Below are 21,629 nucleotides of genomic sequence, written 5' to 3' on the forward strand. Positions count from 1 at the left end.
GCCCCTTTTGGAACCCCTCGGCGACGGTTATTCGGTGGTAGCCTGACTATTAGTCGTCTTCATAGTTTGCCATCAATACTGCGCATTCGATTTAGCGCCAGTCTCCCCCTATGCTCGATGAAGTCGTTATGAGTCTCCGGCCTCATGCGCGACCGACATCATTCCTCTCTGAATAATGCCAACAAGACGGGAACAAGCGAGCACTGCCGTATTTTAAGGGCACCTTGAGGGGTTGACCCTGAAGCATCGGCTCGGAATCGCTGACTCACCCCAACGAGGAGAACGCAATGCCCTATGCAGACGTGAATGGCCAGCACCTCTATTACGAAGATACCGGCGGTGACGGGCCCGTCGTGGTTTTCTCCCACGGCTTGATGATGGACCATGAAATGTTTGCGCCCCAGGTTGCCGCGCTACGCGACCGTTACCGCTGTATCACCTGGGATGAGCGAGGCCATGGCCTGACCGCTTCCGACGAACTCCCCCCTTTCACCTACTATGACTCGGCCGACGATCTGGCGGCACTGCTGGATTATCTGGGCGTCGAAGAAGCTGTCCTGGCGGGCATGTCCCAGGGGGGCTTCCTGTCGCTGCGCTGCGCCCTGACTCACCCGGACATCGTCCGGGGACTGGTCATGATCGACAGCCAGGCCGGACCGGAGCTGGCGGAAAAGATGCCGGCCTACACACAGATGATCGATACCTTCGTCAATAAGGGGCTGACTCCCGAACTGGGGAATGCCATTGCGTTTATTATCCTCGGCCAGAATTTTGCGCAGGCTGAAGAGTGGAAGGAAAAATGGCGGGGCTTTAAACCGGTTAATATCATGGGCACCTTCCAGGCCCTGGCCAGCCGTGACGATATTACCGAGCGTTTGCCGGAGATCGACAAGCCGACCCTGATCGTCCACGGCGACGCCGATGTGGCCATCCCGCTGGAGCGCGCCAGGGTCATGGAAGAGAAGCTGCCCAATGCGCATCTGGCGGTGATTCCCGGTGCAGGGCATGCGGCCAACCTGTCTCATCCCGAGCCGGTCAACCAGGCCTTGGCGGCGTTTCTGGAAAACGTTTACGCCTGAGGCTGGGGTCAAAACCGTTGGATCATCACGGAGAAACGCCGTCATGTACGACATTCCGGAAGGGTTTGAGCCGCTGTTCCGCACCAGTCCGTTCAGCGAGCTGTTGGGGCCGATCTTCAACAAGGCGGCCGACCGCGGCCTGCTGATCGGCATACGGGCTGAGGAAAAGCACTGCAATACCCGGGGAATCGTGCATGGCGGGGTTCTCAGCAGCCTTGCCGATATGGCGCTCGGCTTTAACGCTGCCCTGGCGGAAGGCGAGCAGATCCCCCTGGTGACCGTCAGTCTCACCGTCGACTATGCCGGCAGTGCGCATCAGGGCGACTGGATTACCGTCGAGACGGATGTCCAAAAGGTGGGGCGCCATATGGCGTTTGCCAATTGTTACCTGTTTGTGGAAGAGCGGCGCATTGCCCGTGGCAGTGGCGTGTTCAAGGTGTTGGCGGCTTGAAGCTTGGCTGTCGACCGTCATCGGGTAGGCAGGTGTTGAAGCCTTTGGGTGGTCTCAACTGACCGCTTCATGCCCTCATGCATCCAACGCCAGCAGATGACGCTCGATGGCAAACACGTGAGGGTCGTCTTCCGACAGGTCCCGTAGCGCCTTGGCCAGGTTGAGCAGGTAGTCCCGGTTAGGGCCGCTGGGGCCGGTGGAATGGGCGATCTGGTGGGCGATGTCCGCTTCCGGCGCGGGTCCCAGAAAGGCGGAATTGTCCTCGCCGGCGATATAGACCAGGCCGTCGGCCTGGGTGCCGTCGCGAAAGTACAGGGGCGTCTGAATGCGGATATAGCCGTTCTTTTCCCGGTAGTCCAGATGGGTGAACACATCCGCGGTGACCAGATAGGCCATGCCTTCACACTGTGTCCCGGCTTCAGCAATCAGGGTCACGACGCGACCGGGGGCCTCCGGTGTGCCCCGGTGGTCGTGTGATCCCTGCCAGAACCGTCGGGTCCAACCCTGGATCCTGGCGGGTCTGCGTTCGATAAAGGGGAAGTCGGCCTTGAAAATCAGGGACCCATAGCCAAACACCCAGACCCTTTCGTGGGCGGCAAAGCGAAAGCGGCTCTGATTGGTGTCGATGGTGTTGGCGGTCACTGTTATCTACTCCCGGTTAACTCAGTTTACGTTGATTCAGTGGTGGCGGTGAATACTGGTACACCCAGGTTTCCGTCAGCGGCTGGTCGCCCTGTTTCAGGTACAGACGGATATCGATCGGTTCGACCGAGTCGTCCGGCACCAGATCGAACATGGCCCGGTAGCCCTTGATCTCGTGCAAGGGGCGGGCGGAGGTGATTTCCACCTTGCCGCGGCTGACCGTGATGACGGGCTCGACCTTGGCGTTATCGCCGATCATCGACAACATACCCCCGGCAAAGTCGACGGCGAAGCGCCAAGAGAAGTGTGTATGTTTCTGACCGATGACACCGCCGATACCGGTGCGGGTGGCTTGTGTGGTCGCCAGTTCGAAAGGTCTTTGGGGAGCGTTTGCCCCCCAGGTCAGGCGATAGGACAGCAGGTGCTCCTGACCGGGCGGAATGGGTTTTTCCGGATTCCAGAAAGCGACGATGTTGTCGAAGGTTTCTGTCTGGGTGGGAATTTCCACCAGCATGACGGCGCCTTTGCCCCAATCGCCCTTAGGTTCGACCCAGGTACTTGGGCGTTCGTTGTAGAAGACGCCGTCGTCCTGATAATGATCGAAATTGCGGTCCCGCTGTAACAGGCCAAAGCCGCGCGGGCTGTGGTCGACGAAGGAGTTGACCCGGAGCGCCGGGGGATTGACCAGCGGTCGCCAGATCCATTCGCCGGCCCCGGTCCACATCGCCAGACCGTCGGAGTCGTGAATTTCCGGTCGCCAGTCCTCGTCGACGCGGCGGTCGTTCTCGCCAACCAGGTACATGCTGGTCAATGGTGCAAGCCCCAGACGCTTTATCGGTTTGCGCGGATACAGGGCTGCGCTGATGTCCATCACCATATCCCGGCCCGGAAACAGGTCGAACACGTAGGCGCCGGTGGTGCTGGGCGAGTCGAGCAGGGCGTAGACGGTCACCTTGTCCACGCCGGGCTTGGGTTTGACCAGCCAGAAGGCGACGAAATCCGGGAACTCCTCCCCGCTGGGCAGGGCCGTGTCGATGGCCAGTCCCCTGGCGGACATGCCGTACTGCATGGATTCGCCCACGGCCCGGAAATAGCTGGCGCCCTGGAACGCGGCCAGGTCCCGTTTGAAATCCGTATGGAACTGGAGACGGAAGCCGGCATAGCCCAAATCCTCAGGCAACTTACCGAGCGGCTCCTTACCGCTGTAGTCAAAATAGCGGGGATCGTAGCCCAGTTCCTGCGCCTCGCCGTCGATCACCTCGTACATGGTGACCGGGGTCTGGAAATACAGGCCCAGGTGGAAAAACTGCAGGTGGAAGTCGCTGCCCTTGTCCTGCCAGAGCGATTTATCCGGACGGAAACGAATGGCCTGGTAATCGTCCCAGGAGATGTCTTTTAAGGATTTTGGCAAATCACCTTTGTGCGAGCGGTAGGGCTTGGCGGATAGCTCGCGGGCATGGCCTTTCAGCCAGGCATAGTCGAAGGGTTTTTTCGGGCCGACGGGGCGGGCCTCGGCGCGAGGGCTGTCAAGCAATACTGAGAGCGGTATGCCGAAGGCGCCCAGTGCGGCGCTCATCTTGAGAAGGGTACGTCGATCCATCTGTCAGCCTTTGAAAGGTTTCCTGGGGCCAATGGTTCCTGGCGAACGGGTGCCGTTCGAACCGTTCATGGGAGCATATGTCCAAGGAGTATAAAGTGAAAGATGCGTCTGGATATTGTGGATTTGCGCAGTGGTGACAGGGCATAGGGCATGCTAGGGGACCCCGTGGCGTCCGATGCGGGTCGTTAGGACAATACGGGTTGTCGGACCTGTGTTGGACTATAAGAGTTTTAGACTATTAGGCTGTTTATAAAATGCAAATGGAAGCTATCAACCGCCATTGGTAAAACTCATCGGGTACAGATTAAGGTGCGTATTCTCCAGTAGGGATTCGCATGCACGGTGACAATGGTGATCAGCGTCGTCTTGATTCGACGCGTGTTGACGGAATGCAGCTATGAAGGAGCGTGATATGGACGGACAAAACAGCAATAGAAGCGGTGCAGGTAAATGCCCGGTTATGCATGGGGCGATGACCAAAATTGGTGATAAGGGGACGGCTAACCGGGATTGGTGGCCGAATCAGCTCAACCTCGGCATCCTTCATCAGCATTCTCCCAAGTCCAACCCCCTGGGCGAGGACTTCAATTATGCCGAAGCTTTCAAGGCACTTGATTTGGCGGCGGTGAAGAGTGACCTTCGCGCGCTGATGACGGATTCACAGGATTGGTGGCCGGCGGACTACGGGCATTACGGTCCCTTGTTTATCCGCATGGCCTGGCACAGTGCCGGTACCTATCGCGTCGGTGACGGACGCGGTGGTGCGGGTACCGGTTCTCAACGATTTGCGCCGGTCAACAGCTGGCCGGATAACGGGAACCTGGACAAGGCGCGTCGTTTGTTGTGGCCGATCAAGCAGAAGTACGGCAACAGCCTGTCCTGGGCGGACCTGATTATCCTGGCGGGTAACGTGGCCCTTGAATCCATGGGCTTCAAGACCTTTGGCTTCGGCGGCGGCCGTGAGGATATCTGGCAGCCGGAAGAAGACATCTATTGGGGCGCCGAGGACACCTGGCTCGGCAATAAGCGGTATAGCGGGGATCGCGATCTCGAGAACCCGCTGGCTGCCGTTCAGATGGGGTTGATCTATGTGAACCCCGAAGGTCCCGACGGCAACCCCGATCCTGTGGCGTCCGCGCGCGATATCCGCGAAACGTTCGCCAGGATGGCCATGGACGACTACGAGACCGTCGCCCTGGTGGCTGGCGGTCATACCTTCGGCAAATGCCACGGTGCCGGCGATCCGGCCAATGTCGGTCCCGAGCCCGAAGCGGCTCCCATCGAAGCCCAGGGCCTCGGCTGGAAAAACAGCCTGGGAACCGGCAGGGGTGGCGATGCCATTACCAGCGGTATCGAGGGCGCCTGGACCTATACGCCGACCCAGTGGGATATGAGTTACCTGGATATCCTGTTCGGCTACGAGTGGGAGCTGACCAAGAGCCCTGCAGGCGCCCATCAGTGGACGCCGAAAGAAGCGGCGGCTCAGGGTACGGTGCCCGATGCGGAAGACCCGAACAAACGCCATGCGCCGATGATGACCACGGCAGACCTCGCGCTGCGGGAAGACCCGGCCTACCGGAAGATTGCCAAGCATTTCCACGAAAATCCGGAAGAGTTCGCGGATGCGTTCGCACGGGCCTGGTTCAAGCTGACTCACCGGGATATGGGACCGCGTGCCCGTTACCTCGGTTCGGAAGTACCGGCGGAAGAACTCATCTGGCAGGACCCGCTGCCCGCCGTCGATCACGAACTGGTGAACGATCGGGATGTTGCCGAACTCAAGCGCGAGATCCTGGCGTCCGGGCTTTCGGTGGCCGAGCTGGTATCGACTGCCTGGGCATCGGCCTCAACCTTCCGGGGCTCCGACATGCGTGGCGGCGCCAATGGCGCCCGACTCCGGCTGGCGCCGCAAAAGGACTGGGCCGCCAACCAGCCCGAGCAGTTGGCGAAAGTCCTGCCGGTATTGGAAGGCATCCAGGCATCCTTTAATGCTGCGCAGACCGGCAACAAGAAGGTGTCCCTGGCCGACCTGATCGTGCTGGGCGGCGGCGCGGCCATCGAGAAGGCGGCGCATGACGCCGGTCACACCGTGACGGTGCCGTTCACACCGGGCCGTACCGATGCGACGCAGGATCAGACCGATATCGACTCCTTTGCGCCGCTTGAACCGGCGGCTGACGGTTTCCGCAACTATCGCCGTACCGCGTTCACGGTCTCAGACGAAGAAATGCTGCTCGACAAGGCCCAGTTGTTAGGGCTGGGTGCGCCGGAAATGACGGTGCTGGTCGGGGGGCTTCGGGTGTTGGACGCCAACCACAAGCACTCGCAGCATGGTGTGTTTACCGACAGGCCGGGGACGCTCACCAACGATTTCTTCGTCAATCTGCTCGATATGGGCAACGAGTGGAAGCCGACGTCGCGTGCCGCGGAGGAGTTCGAGGTTCAGGATCGTAAGACCGGCAGGGTGAAATGGACTGCGTCGCGTGTGGATCTGGTCTTTGGCTCCAACTCGCAGCTACGTGCGATTGCGGAGGTCTATGGCTGTGCCGGAAATGAGGCGAAGTTCGTGGGTGATTTCATCGCCGCCTGGAACAAGGTGATGAACGCGGATCGTTTCGACCTGGCCTGATCGGCTGCGGAAACGCAGACAGACGGCGGCACCTGTTGCCGTTTTCAGGTGCCTAAACAACGCCCGGATACGATGTCCGGGCGTTGCTTATTTCAGGGGGAGATTTTTGCCGATGCCTCAACTCGCCCACAGTTTTCGGGCCTTTCTGTTCGGCCTGACCTTGGCGGCTGGGGGCTCCGGGAAGCGCTGTCCTGACAGGGGTTAGTCGCGATAGAGATCAAGCATCGCGTTGGCCGTGTCGCGCAGGGCATCCCGCAGCTCCTTCGGTTCCAGCACTTCGATCTCCGCGCCCAGGCGCAGCAGTTCCAGGCTCGAGTGGCGGGGATCTCCCACGGGTATTGTGGCCCGGTGCCAGCCATCTGTATCCGGTTCGGGATCGATCTCGGTGGTGGCCCGGAAGGAATTCGGATACAGGTGTTCCAGTAGGCGCATGCCTCGCGGTGTCAGCCTGACCCTTGCCTGGTGGGAATATAGCTCCGATTCCAATCGCTGGAGACTGTCGTGCCAGTACTTCGCGAGGTCGAAATCCTCCGGTCGCTCAAAGCGGCCATCCAGGACGTTGAGTTCCTGGATGCGTGAGACGCGGTAGGTGCGAATGCTCCCTTCCACCTGGCCGACGATATACCAGGCGCCGCCCTTGAGCACGATGCCCAGTGGCTCAAGTTGCCTTTCGCGTTCGCCGTTCCAACTGGTGTAATGGACCCGTATCGGTCGCTGATCCCACACTGCCTTGGCGATGGTCGGCAACGACGGCGGCTGCTCCGAGTCGGTAAACCAGGCCGGGGCATCGAGGAGAAAGGTGGCTCGGATACGCTCGGCACTGGCGCGGACATCGGGCGGCAGGGCGGCCAGTAGCTTGAGTTCGGCCATCGGCATGACCGGCCCCAGACCGAGATCGGTGGCAGGACCGCTCAACCCTGCCAGGAAAAGCGCTTCGGCCTCTTCGGAGGACAGGCCGTTGAGGCGGGTTCGGTAACCGTTGAGCAGACGATAACCACCCTCTGGGCCGCGGTCCGCGTAGACCGGAATGCCCAGCTCGCTCAGTGTTTCAATGTCCCGGTAGATGGTTCTGTGCGATACGCCACAAGCATCGGCGAGGGCGGGTGCCGTCACCAGTTCGCGGGATTGCAGTGTCATGAGGATTTTCAGTAGTCGGCCAGCGCGCACGCCAAGAAACTCCCATCCGTGTGTGACCTGTCTCCGTTCCGCAGGCGGGAATGCCCCGGGCGGATTCAGCGCTTTCCTAATATGACAGGAACTGACAGGTAAGGGGGATTATGCTGTCGAGGTCGTACTGACGACAACCCAAGGACCCCGCGAATAAGGACCGATGCCATGAGTACCGACCAGAAACTGGTGTTGTTTCATTCCCCCCAGACCCGTTCATCCGGAACCCTGTTCCTGCTGGAAGAATTGGGTGCTGCCTACGATCTGCATATCCTGAATATGAAAGCGGGGGAAAACCGCGAACCGGCCTATCTGAAGATCAATCCGCTGGGCAAGGTACCGGCGTTGCTGCATGGCGAAGCACTGATTACCGAGCAGGTGGCGATTGCCATATACCTGGGCGACCTGTTCCCTGAAGCGGGGCTGACGCCGGCCATCGGCGATCCGCGCAGGGGACCCTATCTGCGCTGGCTGGTGTATTACGGCAGTTGCTTCGAGCCCGCCATCGTCGATCGTTTCCTGAAACACGAGCCTGCTCCGCCTTCAACCTCGCCCTATGGCGATTTCGACACCATGCTATCCACCCTTGTCGCCGAGATTACCGACAAGCCCTATCTGCTGGGGGACGCACCGACGGTGGCGGACATGTTGTGGGGGACGGCCCTCAACTGGGTAACGATGTTCGGGATGGTGGAGCGAACGGCGATCATCGGCCGCTATATCGACCGTATCACGTCGCGGCAGGCCTATGTCGATGTTATGGCAAGGGACGCCGTTTTAGCCGCCGAGCATGAGGCGGCGACCAACGCCGGTAAGGGCTAGAAAGCGTCGGCGATGACGATACGATTACGGCCCTGTGTCTTGGCTTCGTAAAGCGCCGAGTCGGCCCGGTTGATGGTGTTGTCTGGCTCTTCCTCGGGCCAGTGCTCGGCGACGCCAATCGATACCGTAATCCGGAAGGCGTTATCGATGGAAGGGAACCGCAGGGTCTCGATCTGCTGGCGTACCCGCTCGGCCTTGATTCTGGCACCTTCCAGAGAGGTCTGGGGGAGGATCAGCAGGAATTCCTCGCCACCGTAACGACCAAAGCAATCGATATTGCGCAGGTCGTTCATGACTGCTTCCGCGACGCGCTTGAGCACTTCATCGCCAGCGATGTGGCCATACTGGTCATTGACCTGTTTGAAGAAGTCGATATCCAGGATGCAGACGCTGAAGGGGCCATTGGCGCGCCGCTGGCGGTTGATTTCTTTGGCCATTACGTAGAAGAGGTGGCGGCGGTTGAAGACGCCGGTCAGGGCATCGCGGCTGGCCAGTTCCTGTATCCGTGCCAAAGCGCTGTTCAACTCCTCCATGGCGCTTTGCAATTCCCGGTTGCGATGTCGCAGCTTTTCCCGCAGTCCGTTGATAAAACCGCCAATGACGGCAATTTGCGCCAGTACCAGCATCAGTGCGAATAGCTGCAGCAGCTCCAGTGGCCCGCTCAATACCTGAGGACGCTGCCAATGGAGCATGACCATGAGCGCGCCGTACAGCAGGAAAAAGATCAGTACCACTGCCAGGAACTGACGCGTATTGAGCGCGAGAATGCCATACAGGGCGGGCACAATCGCAATGAACAGGAAAATGGCCCTGGCCTGGCCCGCATCGAGAAAATACATGACGTACAGGGCGGGGAGCAGGGAGGCAACCATCTGCACCGCGGTCAGGCTGGGGTCGCGAAACCGCAGGTTGAGATTGGTCTGGAAGGCGACCAGGAAACCCAGGTTGATCGCTATGGAGAACATCAGGTAGTGCGCCAGTACCCTCAAGGGGATCATGCCCTGGTACCAGCAAAATGCGACGACCGTGAAGGTCACCATATAGGACGCGAACGACATCGCAAGACGGCGCTTGCGCAGTTGTTGTTCTGCCTGGAGTTTCTGTTTGGCTTCAGCCGCTTCGGTGGGTGTGAAAGCAGCTGTCGAGGCATCCATCGTCGTTAACTCCGGTGTCCTTTCGGGTTGACGTATTAGTGTTCTGCCAAGTCGCGGCAATTATTGCAAATTTGTGAAAGTGTAGTCGTGTTTTACGGAATGTCCCGTGAATGACGCGAATTTGTTTTCTCAACCATAATGTCGACTACCGGAACGATCGATGCCGATTCTAGTATGGGTGTGTTCCTGTTCCCGGACGTTGCCGGGACGGGACTGGGTCTTACCGAAGCAGGGATAGTCAATCATGCAGAAAGCGGCTCCGGCCTCCCGTCACAGCCTGTTCTCGTCCGGCGCCAACCGGTTGGCGTTCTATACCGCCCTGAGGGGAACGGTTGCGGCTGCAGTGCCTTTCCTGGTGCTGCGTACCTTGGGTTATCCCCTGGAGGCGATGTTTGCCACGATTGCCGTCCTGAACCTGTCGATTGCGGATTCGGGGGGACCCTACCGCCAGCGTTTGGTCGTAATGGGTACGATGGCGCTCATCATTCCGTTGATTCTGATGGCGGGTATGCGAAGCCGGGAGATCTGGTGGCTGGCCGTCGGGTTGATGTTCGTAGTGTCCATGGTGGGCGGCATGGCGCGTTTGTTTGGCCCGGCCGGGACATCGGTCGGCTTGCTGAGCGGGGTCGTCTGCCTGATCGGCATTGAAGTGCCGGGTGACTGGAAACACAGCCTGATCTGTGCCGGCAGCTATTTTGTCGGCGCTTCCTGGACGCTGCTGATGGCACTCATCGTCTGGCGTCTGCGGCCGTACCGGCGGGTACGCTACGAGATTGGCGAAAGCTTTCGTCAACTGGCGGAAGCGGTGAGTTTGCTGGGCGTACGCTGTGCGTCGCCGCAACACGATTGCGAGGCCGACCTGGCGGAGGCCCAGGTAAAGGTCCGGGCCGCCATCGAGCAGGCCGAACAAACCCTGGGCGAAACGCTCAATCAAACGGCGACGTTACCGGCTTTCCTCGACGACCTCATCGTCCTGGCGCGAGCCGCTTCCCGCATCAGCGCCTCGGCAGGTAGCCTGGCGGGCGCCTTGAATCTCGACGATATCTACAAGTATCCGCAGGAGGCCAGGGCCGAGCTGGGCTCTGTGTTGGCGGAAATCGAGGCCGGTTGCAGGGATATCGCGCAACGCCTGCTGGAGGAGCCGGATACCATCGACCCCTCGTCTGCGGAAGAGCGGGCGCAACGCTGGCGCCGGATCGACCTGACCACGGGTGAACTGCCATCGCTGGAAGAGGCAGAAGCCTTTATCAACGTGATCAGGAGACAGCTGGAAACGGCCCAGCGCGTGGTGGATCGCCTGGGGAGCCAGGGCCATGGCGTGCGAATTCTGCCTCCGTTGCATGGACCTTCCTTCCCCAACTTCCGCTGGTCGACGATTCGTTCGAACCTCTCGTTCAACTCATTGATTTTTCGACATGCCATTCGGGTTGCTGTCGCAGCTTCCGCCGGAACCGCAGCCTTTGTCATCTGGAATATTCCTCATGGGATCTGGATACCGCTGACGGTCCTGATCGTTCTGCAGCCGCAATTGGGAGCAACCCTCAACCGGGCGATGCACCGCACCGGCGGCACCTTGCTGGGCGCCATTCTGGCGGGAGTCCTGGTGTGGCTGTTTCGGGATTCTGCCGTCATCGATGCCTCTATCCTGGCGTGTTTTTTCATGACACTGTTTTTCCTGCGACGGCACTACTGGGTCGCGATGATATTCCTGACGCCGTTGATCATCCTGTTGCTCAGCTTGCTGATCGATCGCCCCTGGATCGACATAATCGAGCGCATGGCGACGACCGTCGGTGGCGCTGCCGTTGCGTTGGCGGCGGGTTACCTGTTGTGGCCGAGCTGGGAATACCGTCGGCTGCCGGATGAGATTGCCGATGCCACTGACGCCAATGCCCGCTACCTGTCGGCGGTGCTGCGAGCCGTGGATAGGGGAACCGAGGCGGGCTGGCCGCTGGCCGGCATCCGGGCCCAGGCCGAGCTGGCGACGACCAATGCACGGGCCTCTCTTGAACGCATGCTGGCCGAGCCGGTGCGTATCCATGACGACACCCGTCGGGCGATTCCGCTGGTCGCTCACCTCGAACGCCTGACCCGGCATGTCACGCGACTCTCGATCTACTTGCACGCGACAGCCCATAGCGCGGTGCCGATGGCGGCATTGGCCGACGTCTTTGAGCGCAAAATGCGAGATATCAGCGACGCGGTTCATTCCGGACAGACCTACAGGGTCGATGAAAGTGTCGAGCAGGCCTATTCGCAAAACCGGCGTGTCTGGCAGGCGGGCGATGAGAGCCCGGATATGGACTGGCAGATTGTCGATTCCCTGGTCGGCAGTGTGGTGGCTGACGTCAACAGTCTGCAGTCGGTGCTGGCCGACAGCCGGAATCCGGCCCCCTCGGTCATTAAAACTTCTTAATCTCGCCTATAATGCTGGCTGGGAAGCCTGGGCAATGGGCGCCGGGCTGTCGTCGATATTGCACGAAAAGGAGTGTTTTATGAAGGACGTATATGCGGCCCCGCAAGCCGACCTGGAGGTTCCCGTTACCCTGAAAGACTACGGGTCGGTGGAGCAGGGAATCAGTGGCCAGTATGAGCTGCGTATCGGCGACATTATTCGTGAGGCCTGGGAGAAGACCAAGGGCGTTAAAGGCAGTTTTGTCCTTGCTTTCGTGTTCTATTTCCTGATTTCGGTGGTGCTCAACGGCGCTTTTCGTCTGTTGGGATACGTCTGGCTGGGTACTCAGAATCCTGGGCTTCATGGTGACTTCCATGCAGGCTTCTTCGTGATTCAGCAACTGGTCTCTATCCTGGTCACCATGCCGCTGGCGGTCGGGCTGTTCATGATGGGGGTGCGGCGAGCGGTCGACGCCCCTGTCCGGGCGACCATGATTTTCGCGTATTACGGTAAGTCGCTGACTTTTCTGGCAGCCATTGTGTTGATTTGTGTACTGATCATGATCGGGCTTGTGTTGCTGATCGTACCGGGCATCTATCTGGCATTTGCCTATTACCTGAGTCTGCCGTTGATGGTCGATAAAGGCCTCTCGATCTGGGCCGCGATGGAAACCTCACGCAAGGCGATTTCCAAGCGTTGGTTCACCTTTGCCGGCCTGTACATCCTCTTGGGCCTGATCGGCATCCTGGCGGCGATTCCGCTGCTTATCCCCTTGATTTGGGTGGGGCCGATGATCATTATCGCCGGCGGTATCATGTACCGGAATATCTTCGGTTGTGAGGCTGAAACCGTCGCCTGATCCCCGGCGAAGGTCTGTCCAAGTTCCACTCTGTTGACCCGTGTCAAAGCTGATGGCGGGCCGTCAGCGCACACTGCAAGTCTTTAATGCAGACCCGGTTTTGCCGTTTTCGCCGGGTCCGATATGGGAAGACGATATGGCGAGCCCGCTCAACCAAAACCGCATTGCACTCTGGTGGTATGTCCTGGTGGGTGTGATGATCATGCTCACCGTGCAGAGCTATCTGCAGGAACCTTCCCGCACCACCATCCAGTACAGTGACTTCAAGGCGCTCCTCAAGGCCGGGGATATCCGGAACCTGTCGTTGGCTGAGCACCAGATTATGGGCGAGCTACGGGTCAAAGGTGCGTTGCCCTCCTCGTTATCGGCCGATACGGCCGCGGCGTTGAAGACCTTGGGGACGGGCGATCACGCCTTCGTGACCAATCGGGTTGTCGACCCGCAACTGGTTGAGAGCCTGGATAAGGCCGGGGTTGCGTATCGCGGCGTGACCCAGAACCGCTGGCTGTCGACGATCCTGGCCTGGGTATTCCCCCTGCTGATCCTGTTCGTTTTCTGGAGTTTCATGCTGCGGCGAATGGGCGGCGGCGGTGCGGGAATGATGGCGATCGGCAAGAGCCGGGCAAAGGTCTATATGGAAACCGACACCAAGGTGACCTTTACCGATGTCGCCGGTGTCGACGAGGCGAAGCAGGAACTGATGGAAGTCGTCGAGTTCCTGCGAGAGCCCCAACGATATGGCCGATTGGGCGCGAGGATTCCCAAGGGGGTGTTGCTGGTAGGGCCTCCCGGCACCGGCAAGACGCTGTTGGCCCGTGCGGTGGCCGGTGAGGCGGGGGTTCCCTTCCTGTCGATCAGCGGCTCCGAGTTTGTCGAGCTCTTTGTGGGGGTTGGAGCGGCCCGGGTGAGAGACCTGTTCGAGCAGGCGCGTTCGAAGGCGCCGGCGATCATCTTCATCGACGAACTGGATGCCCTGGGACGTGCCCGTGGCGCGATGCCGGGGGGGGGCGTTGACGAGAAAGAGCAGACGCTCAACCAGTTGCTGGTGGAAATGGACGGTTTCGATCCCAGCAGCGGCCTGATTTTGCTGGCTGCGACCAATCGACCGGAAATCCTCGATCCCGCCCTGCTGCGGGCCGGCCGTTTTGACCGCCAGGTGCTGGTGGACCGTCCCGATCGTCCGGGAAGGGTGCAGATTCTCAATGTCCATCTACGCAATATCCGACTGGCGCCGGCGTTGGATGTCGATCAGATAGCGGCGATGACGCCCGGATTTACCGGTGCGGATCTGGCAAACCTGATCAATGAGGCTGCGCTGCTGGCGACACGACGTGGGGCGGAGGCGGTGGAGCAACGGGACTTCATGGATGCGATCGAGCGCATTGTCGCCGGTCTTGAGAAGAAGCAGCGGTTGTTGATGCCGCGGGAGAAGGAAGTCATCGCGCACCATGAAATGGGGCATGCCCTGGTGGCCATGTCCCTGCCGGATGTCGATCCCGTGCACAAGGTGTCGATTATTCCCCGGGGGATCGGCGCCCTCGGTTACACGTTGCAGCGTCCCACCCAGGACCGCTTCCTGCTCACCCAGGAAGAGCTGGAGCATCGCATGATGGTTCTACTGGGCGGGCGGGCGGCTGAGTACCTGATCTTCAATCAGCTCTCCACCGGGGCCATGGACGACCTGGCCAAGGCGACGGATATTGCCCGGCACATGGTAATGCGATACGGGATGAATCCAAAGCTGGGACACGTCACCTACGATGGTGAACAGAGCGGCTATCTGCAGAATACCTTCTCGTTCAAACCGCGGGAATACAGCGAAGAGACGGCCTTCGAAATCGACGAGGCGGTTCGAGAGCTGGTCGACAGGGCCTTTGACGAGGCGGTTGCGTTGTTGAAGAAACAGTCCAACAGGCTGCGTGAGGGCGCACGACGCTTGCAGGAACATGAAACGCTGGGAGAAGCTGAGCTGGCGGATCTGGCCAATGTCGCCGAGAATGGGGCCGCAGTTAATACGCCCTAAATAGCGCTGGGACGGCTGGGCCCATCATGATGCCGGAATTCGTTCCTTACCTGTTCGTCTACGGAACCCTGCGCGAGGGGTTCGGCAACCCCTATGCTCGCCGGCTGGCGAGAGAGGGAGACTTTATGGCGGCCGCCGCTTTTCAGGGGCGCCTGTATGATGTCGGACATTATCCGGGCGTCGTTGCTTCGGAGAGTGCGAGCGATCAGGTGTTCGGCGACCTGTTCCGCCTGCCGGAGGCGACAGGGCTGTGGCGCTGGCTCGATGCCTACGAAGGTTGCAGCCCCACCTGTGCGAAACCTCATGAATATGTGCGCGAGGTGCGGACCGTGCGAATGCACGATGAAACCCCTGTTCGTGCCTGGGTCTATCTGTATAACCGCAACGTCCGGCGTTTAAAACGCATTACTTCCGGCGACTACCGGCAATGGCTGCGTAGCGCCGGCGGTCGCTCTTGTTAAAGGCTTGCCGCAGGCATCAGTCGCTCACCACCGGGCGATCCGAAGGTAATCCCCATTCACTCCAGGAACCGTCGTAAACGCTGAAATGCGAATGGCCGGCCAGATCGGCCGCCAGGGCGAGGATGCAGGCGGTGACGCCCGACCCGCAACTGCAGATCAGGTGTTGCTCTGCATCGACCTCGCTTCGCAAGCGCCGGCTCAGTTCCTCTAGTGCCTGCATGCGGCCGGCCTCCTGGACCTGGTCGAAGGGCAGGTTGCGGGCATTGGGCATGTGGCCACCGCGCAGTCCGGCGCGAGGTTCAGGGGCCTTACCCTGGAAGCGATCAGCGGAACGGGCATCCAGTACAACGCAGCCATTGTCCTCAAGTGCAGCCGCCACCTGGTCTGCGTTACTGACCAGCTCCTGCCGTAGTTGCGCCATGAAATCGCCTTGTCCTGGAGAATCCGGCTGCATCGGCTCGCTGCTGTGACCGGCCGCTTCCCAGGCCGGCAGTCCGCCGTCCAGGACCGCAACCTGATCGTGGCCCATAGCCCGGAACATCCACCAGCCACGTGGGCTGGAGTAAGTTCCGACCCGGTCATAGACCACGATCAGGCTATCCTGGTTCACACCCAGTTCCCGCACCTGCCGTTCGAAATCCTCTGCTGGGGGCAGCATATGAGGCAGCGGATTTTCCCGGTCGCAGATCTCCCGATCGAAATCAAAGCGTCGTGCACCCGGTATTCGACGAGGTGCCGTGGTGTCTGCGGCGCCGGGTAACTGGAAGGTCGCATCCAGGAGCACCAGGCGTGGGTGGCCTTGATGCTGCGCCAGCCAGTCAACCGAGACCAGTGAGCCGGGCAGGGTCGGAGTCTTCATGGCGTGCCTCCTCAGGCATTGCGGTCATGGCGCTGTCGCTTTATCTGTTTAGCGGCGGACGCGCGTCATTCTGGAAAGTTGTTCACTCTACCTAATGTTGATAGCGATCAATTCGGTGTCCGGAACGGAAGCGTAGTCTGAAACCTGTTTGGACTGACTTCGACATACTTGGACTACACAGGCGTCTGCAGGACGGACGAGGTGGATTATGACAGATGTTCGTGAACCCATGGCGGGAGTTGATGCTGCCTGGTTGCGCATGGAGCGCGATACCAACCTGATGATGATCGGCGGCGTTCTGGTTCTGGATCGTCCCCTGGACATGGCACGCTTTCGGCAAGTGATCGAGGAGCGCTTCCTCAAGTTTCGCCGTTTCCGCCAGCGTGTCGTCGACGAGTCGGACAAGGTCTGGTGGGAAATGGATCCGGCCTTTAACCTGGATAACCATATCCATCGCGTGGGATTGCCGAGCCCTGCGGACAAGGCTGAGTTGCAGCAGTTGGTCAGCGATTTGATCAGCACACCTCTCGACTTCCGGCGTCCCCTTTGGCAAATGCACGTGGTGGACCAGTTCGACGGCGGTTCAGCGTTGATCGTGCGCATCCATCACTGTATTGCGGATGGTCTTGCCCTGGTGCAGGTGCTGTTGTCCATGACCGATGAGACGGAAGAGGGAAAGCCCGCCGATGCGCCGATTGCCCGAACAGCGTCGCTTACCGATCGTTTGCTGCAACCGGCGCAAAGCCTGATCCGCGAGGGGCTGCATCTTGGGCATGAGTTGATCGAGGAGGCCTGGGATCTGGTGGAGCATCCGACGCACCTGATCGATCTCGCCAAGCAGGGTATGGATGCGGGTCTGGAACTGGCGCATATCGGCCTGCTGCCTCCCGATCCGGTCACCGTGCTCAAAGGCGGTCTCAGCGGCCGTAAGCGGGTTGCCTGGGCGGAAGCGCTGGACCTGGGGCGGGTAAAGGCCACCGCCCATGCGCTGTCGGGGACGGTGAACGATGTCCTCATGGCCACGGTTGCCGGTGCCCTCCGTCAGTACCTGATGGAAAAGGGCAACCAGCTTGCAGCAGATATCCATGTCGCGGTGCCGTTCAACCTGAGACCCAGGCATCAGCCGATCCAGAGTCTTGGCAATCAGTTCGGTCTGGTGGTGGTCAATCTGCCAGTGGGTAAAGCTGCACCGCGTGAGCGTTACCAGGCAGTCAAAGAGGCTATGGAAACCCTCAAGGCGTCCGCCCAGCCGAAGGTGACGTTCGGCCTGCTGACGGCCCTGGGGCATGGACCGGCCAAACTGGAACGGACGGCACTGGATCTTCTCAGCAAGAAGGCATCACTGATCATGACCAATGTACCGGGGCCATCCAACCTGCTTTACCTGGCGGGAGCGAAGGTGCTGCAACCGATGGTGTGGGTGCCACAGTCTGGTGAAATCGGCGTTGGCCTGAGTATCCTGAGTTATGCTGGGACGGTTCAGTTCGGTGTCGTTGCCGATCAGAAAATGATCGAAGATGCGGAAAAGGTTGCCGAGTATTTCCGAGGGCATTTTGATGAACTGGAAGCGGCGGCATCGAATGTCGCCGGCTCGGATTGAGTTCGATCAGGGACCCGGTCGATGCAGCGTCGTCTGGTGAGCGCTCGCCGGGGAGGTGGCGTTGAGTGTGATCCAGGTGAAACGTGTATATGAACCACCGGCGGAGACAGACGGTCTCCGTATCCTGGTGGACCGACTCTGGCCGAGGGGGCTGTCTCGTGAGAAGGCTGCTGTCGATTATTGGTTTAAAGCTCTTGCCCCTTCGGACACCCTGCGACGTTGGTATGATCATGACCCCGAAAAATGGCCGCTGTTCAGGACTCGTTACCTGGACGAATTGCGCGACCCCCTTCCCGATGAGTTATGTCAGCTCCAGCATTGGCTGACCGAGGGGCGGCCCGTTACGCTCCTGTTCGGCAGTCGCGAACGGACATGCAACAATGCCGTTGCCTTGAAAGGATTTTTTGACGAAGGCTTATTGTTTTGATCGTCATCTAGTACCCTAAGTCCATACTGATCTCAAGCGCATAACACCGCCGTCGCCGATGCTGTTTTACGGGTGGTGGCGGGGCTAATGCCGTATTCTTGTATGATAATGAAAACTATTCGGTGACAGGGACCATGAACCCTCAAGAATCCCGCCACTTTTCCAGGCTCACAAAACAGGTCATGCGTCAGGTGCTCCTCCCTTCGGCGCAAGTATTGGCGGTGGCTGTTGCGCTGAGCGGCTGCAGCACCTTTAAGGCCGGGTCCGCAAGCTATGGCAGCAATGCAGCCAGCCCGCCTGAACCCGCCAAGGCTCCTGTGACGACTGCGCCAGTCGAAAAGTCGACGTCGACGGTTGCGCCCCAGCCGGCGGCCAGGACGGCGCAAAAAGGCGAGACAAAGCCCGCGAGCACAACCGCTTCCACCAGTCCCCGGAAGGTGCATCACAAAACCGCCAAACCCAAGCCGAAAGTGGCCGAGGTGGAAAAGAAAACGGTGATTCACGCCCAAACCAAACCGGCTCCACCCCTGCAGCCGGTCACTACGAAGACGGCACCGGCCACATCGACAAAGTCCGCTCCACTACGGCTAACTGCCGATGAATTGCCCTTTACGCAGGGCGATTGGACGTTGGAACGGAATTGGGACAACCGGCATCCGGGTGTTTGCCGTTTGGTCAGCAAGCACCTGACGATGGAAGATGGCTACGACAAAACCGCTGTCTGGGCGGAGATCCTGCCGGACCGCATCGCCATCCATACGGGCTCCAATATCGATCTGTCCTATAAAGGCATAGGGATTCAGTTCGACGACTCGGCGCTGGTGCCCGTTAAAGGTTTGATTGGCGATAATGGGATAAATATCCCCGGTCACTTTGACAGTGCGGTGGCCGATGCCCAAACGCTGGTGGTCCACCTCGGATTCTGGCCTACATGGCCCAAGACACAGCTGCAGCAGGCTGATATTCCGTTGGGCGGCGCCCGAGCGCTGATGCCAAGCTTCCGCGACTGCAAGAATCTATAAACGACAACGACATCAACAACGACATCAACAACGACATCAACAACAAGGGACCGTCATAGAATGTCGCTTAGACTCAAGTTCAACCTCGTACTGGGGCTTGCTTCCCTGGCGGGTATCGCGCTGGCCGCCATACTGGTCTACAACCTGTTGCAGAAAAATGCACGGCAGGAGATCCTCGACAGCGCCCGTATCATGTTGCAGAGCGCGATGTCCGTGCGGGCCTACACGGTAGATGAAATTCGCCCCTTGCTGGCGCTGCAGCAAAAGCGCCAGTTCCTGCCACAGACGGTGCCGGCTTATGCCGCCAATCGGTATATCGCACATCTGCAGAAACAGTATCCGGAATACAGTTATCGGGAAGCGACGCTCAACCCGACCAATCCCACCGACAGGGCGACTGACTGGGAAGCGGATATCGTCAACTATTTCCGTAATCACAAGGATGCCAAGGAGCTGATCGGCACCCGTGACACGCCGACAGGACCCTCCCTATACCTGAGTCATCCCATTCAGATCAACGATCCGAAATGTCTGGCCTGTCACAGTGTGCCGTCAGCGGCACCGGCGACGATGATTGCCAAGTACGGTAGCGATAACGGTTTCGGCTGGAAGTTGCATGAAGTGGTTGGGTCGCAGATCGTGTCGGTGCCCATGTCGTTGCCGCTGGATCGGGCGAAAAGGACGTTTATGGTGTTTATGTCGTTGCTGCTCGGTGTTTTCGTCCTGATTGCGATATTGTTGAACGTCATGCTCGATTTCGTGGTTGTGCGGCCAGTGAAACGCCTGTCCGAAAAGGCGAATGAGGTGAGCTTGGGCGCCCTGGAAGCCGAAGAAATGCCCGTGAAGGGGAACGATGAAATATCGTCGCTGACCCAGTCGTTCAATCGCATGCACCGGAGTCTGGCCAGCGCTGTCAAAATGCTGGATGAAACGGAATAATGCGACTCTGGCTGTGACCCCGCCCTGTGGCGGGGCATCGAATGTGCACTTTGATGTAGTAATGGGTCTATGAGTAAGCGACCACCTTTTGACGTTATTGGTAAATACCGCGTCGAGGCCATGATCGGCCAGGGCGCAATGGGCGTTGTCTATAAAGGGTTCGATCCCGATATCGAGCGGCCTGTTGCGATCAAGATGCTGCACTCGCACCTGGTGTCGTCCGGCGACGAAAGCAGTTTGCTCGCCCGCTTCCGGCAGGAAGCCCAGGCGGCGGCGCGTTGCCTGCACACCAATATCGTGACCGTATTCGACTACGGTGTCATCGACCACTCGCCTTACATGGTGATGGAGTTCGTCGACGGCATCGATCTGCGCTCCTTCCTGCGAGAGTCGGTAACCCTGACCTTCAAACAGATGATGGACCTGGTGATCCAGGTCCTCGAAGCGCTCGATTACGCGCATCGACAGGGGGTAGTGCATCGCGATATCAAACCGGCGAATATCCTGCTGCTCGACTCCGGGCAGGTTAAAGTCACCGATTTTGGTGTCGCAAAACTGGATACCTCCGAGTTGACCCATGTGGGCGACGTGATCGGGACGCCCAGCTATATGTCACCTGAAGCCCTGCGTGGCGATATCGTCGATGGGCGAAGTGACCTGTATTCGGCGGGCATTGTGCTGCTGGAGCTTCTGTCGGGCGACCGCCCCCAGAAGAAGGGGGTGAACTGGGATGATGCTGACATCGCCAAGGCCGTTCAACGCAGTCACCGGTTGCCGCCTTCTTTGGATGCCGAATTTACGCGGCTGATTTCGCGTGCCCTGTCCGGCGATCCGTCGCAGCGTTTTGCAACGGGGCAGGACTTTGCGGTCGAGCTCAAGGCGTTGACGTCACCTAACCAGGTGTATGTGCCGGAGCTGAATGATCTGGCGGCGACGGTTCTGCAAAGCAAACAGACCTCCGCTTTACGCCGTCCGGCGGATGGAGGGGTGCCCACCTCCGGCACCTCTCCCTCCCAGGTATCGCTATCGCCGGAGATTTCCCAAATCCTCAGCCAGAATCTGGCGCGCTTTCTGGGACCTATGGCCAGCCACATGATTCGGGCAACGGCATCCCAGTCGGTCAGTCTCCAGGATATGATCGAGCGTCTGTCGAAACGTATTCCCAGCGAGGACGAGCGGCGGGAGTTCCTGAACAGTCTGAACAAGACCGGTGTCCATGCCATGCATTCGGACAGCCTGGCGTCGGGATCGGGTGGGTCGGGAGCTGCAGGAGCTTCGGTTCCACGGCAGCCCTCGCTGGAGCTTTCCCAGGAGAGTATCCAGAAACTGACCCAACTCCTTGCCTACCACGTTGGGCCGCTGGCATCCCGTATTGTTCGCAAATCATTGCAGGGTGCACGCAATCTGGATGAGCTGCATCAGGCGCTGGCGGAGAACATTCCGGGGATGCCTGAGCGCTCGGAATTTCTGAGTAAGGTGCGATCCCGCTAAGCCCTGCAT

The 21,629-nt window shown here is 59.5% G+C and carries 18 protein-coding genes; 13 read left to right on the plus strand and 5 right to left on the minus strand.

Going from position 1 to position 21,629, the window contains the following annotated elements; all coding sequences use genetic code 11:
* Positions 1-287 precede the first annotated feature (287 nt).
* Positions 288-1,079: an alpha/beta fold hydrolase gene (locus tag CLR77_RS07240; RefSeq protein WP_097459974.1), complete on the plus strand. Its 792-nt coding sequence runs from the start codon at positions 288-290 to the stop codon at positions 1,077-1,079.
* Positions 1,080-1,122: 43 nt separating this feature from the next.
* The gene (locus CLR77_RS07245; RefSeq protein WP_097459975.1) at positions 1,123-1,530 is read left to right on the plus strand and encodes a PaaI family thioesterase; all 408 of its coding nucleotides are present in this window, start codon (positions 1,123-1,125) and stop codon (positions 1,528-1,530) included.
* 75 nt (positions 1,531-1,605) lie between these two features.
* Here the strand turns inward: CLR77_RS07245 and CLR77_RS07250 are convergent, their stop codons facing one another.
* Complete coding sequence (locus CLR77_RS07250; RefSeq protein WP_097459976.1) at positions 1,606-2,172, minus strand: gamma-glutamylcyclotransferase; 567 nt, start codon at positions 2,170-2,172, stop codon at positions 1,606-1,608.
* 16 nt (positions 2,173-2,188) lie between these two features.
* Entirely contained in the window at positions 2,189-3,772 is a 1,584-nt protein-coding gene (locus CLR77_RS07255) for a glucan biosynthesis protein (RefSeq protein ID WP_097459977.1), read from the minus strand.
* 397 nt (positions 3,773-4,169) lie between these two features.
* On the opposite strand from CLR77_RS07255, the gene katG reads away from it, so the two are divergent.
* Positions 4,170-6,401 carry a catalase/peroxidase HPI gene (gene katG, locus CLR77_RS07260; protein WP_264754683.1) on the plus strand — a complete coding sequence of 744 codons (2,232 nt, stop codon included), beginning with the start codon at positions 4,170-4,172 and terminating at the stop codon, positions 6,399-6,401.
* Between the two features lie 201 nt (positions 6,402-6,602).
* Here katG and CLR77_RS07265 read toward each other — a convergent pair whose 3' ends face one another.
* Positions 6,603-7,568: a helix-turn-helix transcriptional regulator gene (locus CLR77_RS07265; protein WP_097459979.1), complete on the minus strand. Its 966-nt coding sequence runs from the start codon at positions 7,566-7,568 to the stop codon at positions 6,603-6,605.
* Between the two features lie 168 nt (positions 7,569-7,736).
* Between CLR77_RS07265 and CLR77_RS07270 the strand changes: the two genes are divergently transcribed.
* The gene (locus CLR77_RS07270; protein ID WP_097459980.1) at positions 7,737-8,390 is read left to right on the plus strand and encodes a glutathione S-transferase family protein; all 654 of its coding nucleotides are present in this window, start codon (positions 7,737-7,739) and stop codon (positions 8,388-8,390) included.
* Here CLR77_RS07270 and CLR77_RS07275 read toward each other — a convergent pair.
* A complete protein-coding gene (locus CLR77_RS07275) occupies positions 8,387-9,544 on the minus strand; it encodes a GGDEF domain-containing protein (RefSeq protein WP_097459981.1) in 1,158 nt (385 codons plus the stop codon). The two genes, CLR77_RS07270 and CLR77_RS07275, sit on opposite strands and share 4 nt — an antisense overlap.
* 244 nt (positions 9,545-9,788) lie before the next feature.
* Here CLR77_RS07275 and CLR77_RS07280 point away from each other — a divergent pair, with 244 nt between their 5' ends.
* The 4 genes from CLR77_RS07280 to CLR77_RS07295 all read left to right on the plus strand — a co-directional run bounded on the left by CLR77_RS07280 (position 9,789) and on the right by CLR77_RS07295 (position 15,282).
* Positions 9,789-11,960, plus strand: coding sequence for an FUSC family protein (locus tag CLR77_RS07280; RefSeq protein ID WP_097459982.1), 2,172 nt, complete (start codon positions 9,789-9,791; stop codon positions 11,958-11,960).
* A gap of 79 nt (positions 11,961-12,039) precedes the next feature.
* The gene (locus CLR77_RS07285; protein ID WP_097459983.1) at positions 12,040-12,798 is read left to right on the plus strand and encodes a DUF2189 domain-containing protein; all 759 of its coding nucleotides are present in this window, start codon (positions 12,040-12,042) and stop codon (positions 12,796-12,798) included.
* Positions 12,799-12,934: 136 nt separating this feature from the next.
* Positions 12,935-14,821, plus strand: a complete 1,887-nt coding sequence (gene ftsH, locus CLR77_RS07290) for an ATP-dependent zinc metalloprotease FtsH (RefSeq protein ID WP_097460461.1) — start codon at positions 12,935-12,937, stop codon at positions 14,819-14,821.
* A 26-nt stretch (positions 14,822-14,847) separates the two neighbouring features.
* Positions 14,848-15,282 carry a gamma-glutamylcyclotransferase family protein gene (locus CLR77_RS07295; RefSeq protein ID WP_198962711.1) on the plus strand — a complete coding sequence of 145 codons (435 nt, stop codon included), beginning with the start codon at positions 14,848-14,850 and terminating at the stop codon, positions 15,280-15,282.
* A 16-nt stretch (positions 15,283-15,298) separates the two neighbouring features.
* Here the strand turns inward: CLR77_RS07295 and CLR77_RS07300 are convergent, their stop codons facing one another.
* Positions 15,299-16,141: a sulfurtransferase gene (locus tag CLR77_RS07300; protein ID WP_097459984.1), complete on the minus strand. Its 843-nt coding sequence runs from the start codon at positions 16,139-16,141 to the stop codon at positions 15,299-15,301.
* Positions 16,142-16,349: 208 nt separating this feature from the next.
* Between CLR77_RS07300 and CLR77_RS07305 the strand changes: the two genes are divergently transcribed.
* The 5 genes from CLR77_RS07305 to CLR77_RS07325 all read left to right on the plus strand — a co-directional run bounded on the left by CLR77_RS07305 (position 16,350) and on the right by CLR77_RS07325 (position 21,620).
* The gene (locus CLR77_RS07305; RefSeq protein WP_097459985.1) at positions 16,350-17,741 is read left to right on the plus strand and encodes a WS/DGAT/MGAT family O-acyltransferase; all 1,392 of its coding nucleotides are present in this window, start codon (positions 16,350-16,352) and stop codon (positions 17,739-17,741) included.
* 76 nt (positions 17,742-17,817) lie between these two features.
* Complete coding sequence (locus CLR77_RS07310; protein WP_198962712.1) at positions 17,818-18,168, plus strand: DUF488 domain-containing protein; 351 nt, start codon at positions 17,818-17,820, stop codon at positions 18,166-18,168.
* 134 nt (positions 18,169-18,302) lie between these two features.
* Positions 18,303-19,190 (plus strand): hypothetical protein, encoded by an 888-nt coding sequence (locus CLR77_RS07315; RefSeq protein WP_143269374.1) that lies wholly within the window; start codon positions 18,303-18,305, stop codon positions 19,188-19,190.
* Positions 19,191-19,250: 60 nt separating this feature from the next.
* Entirely contained in the window at positions 19,251-20,129 is an 879-nt protein-coding gene (locus CLR77_RS07320; protein WP_097459987.1) for a c-type heme family protein, read from the plus strand.
* A 69-nt stretch (positions 20,130-20,198) separates the two neighbouring features.
* Entirely contained in the window at positions 20,199-21,620 is a 1,422-nt protein-coding gene (locus CLR77_RS07325) for a serine/threonine-protein kinase (protein ID WP_097459988.1), read from the plus strand.
* Positions 21,621-21,629 lie beyond the last annotated feature (9 nt).

Source organism: Mangrovitalea sediminis (genome assembly GCF_002514725.1).
GTDB classification, from domain to species: Bacteria; Pseudomonadota; Gammaproteobacteria; order Pseudomonadales; family Oleiphilaceae; genus Mangrovitalea; species Mangrovitalea sediminis.

Bases quoted from the DNA above. Each gene is read 5' to 3' on its own strand.
- CLR77_RS07255 (WP_097459977.1), bottom strand. From the start codon at position 3,772: ATGGATCGACGTACCCTTCTCAAGATGAGCGCCGCACTGGGCGCCTTC.
- CLR77_RS07325 (WP_097459988.1), top strand. From the start codon at position 20,199: ATGAGTAAGCGACCACCTTTTGACGTTATTGGTAAATACCGCGTCGAG.
- CLR77_RS07300 (WP_097459984.1), bottom strand. From the start codon at position 16,141: ATGAAGACTCCGACCCTGCCCGGCTCACTGGTCTCGGTTGACTGGCTG.
- CLR77_RS07305 (WP_097459985.1), top strand. From the start codon at position 16,350: ATGACAGATGTTCGTGAACCCATGGCGGGAGTTGATGCTGCCTGGTTG.
- katG (WP_264754683.1), top strand. From the start codon at position 4,170: ATGAAGGAGCGTGATATGGACGGACAAAACAGCAATAGAAGCGGTGCA.
- CLR77_RS07245 (WP_097459975.1), top strand. From the start codon at position 1,123: ATGTACGACATTCCGGAAGGGTTTGAGCCGCTGTTCCGCACCAGTCCG.
- ftsH (WP_097460461.1), top strand. From the start codon at position 12,935: ATGGCGAGCCCGCTCAACCAAAACCGCATTGCACTCTGGTGGTATGTC.
- CLR77_RS07285 (WP_097459983.1), top strand. From the start codon at position 12,040: ATGAAGGACGTATATGCGGCCCCGCAAGCCGACCTGGAGGTTCCCGTT.
- CLR77_RS07280 (WP_097459982.1), top strand. From the start codon at position 9,789: ATGCAGAAAGCGGCTCCGGCCTCCCGTCACAGCCTGTTCTCGTCCGGC.
- CLR77_RS07320 (WP_097459987.1), top strand. From the start codon at position 19,251: ATGTCGCTTAGACTCAAGTTCAACCTCGTACTGGGGCTTGCTTCCCTG.
- CLR77_RS07270 (WP_097459980.1), top strand. From the start codon at position 7,737: ATGAGTACCGACCAGAAACTGGTGTTGTTTCATTCCCCCCAGACCCGT.
- CLR77_RS07240 (WP_097459974.1), top strand. From the start codon at position 288: ATGCCCTATGCAGACGTGAATGGCCAGCACCTCTATTACGAAGATACC.
- CLR77_RS07295 (WP_198962711.1), top strand. From the start codon at position 14,848: ATGATGCCGGAATTCGTTCCTTACCTGTTCGTCTACGGAACCCTGCGC.
- CLR77_RS07275 (WP_097459981.1), bottom strand. From the start codon at position 9,544: ATGGATGCCTCGACAGCTGCTTTCACACCCACCGAAGCGGCTGAAGCC.
- CLR77_RS07315 (WP_143269374.1), top strand. From the start codon at position 18,303: ATGAACCCTCAAGAATCCCGCCACTTTTCCAGGCTCACAAAACAGGTC.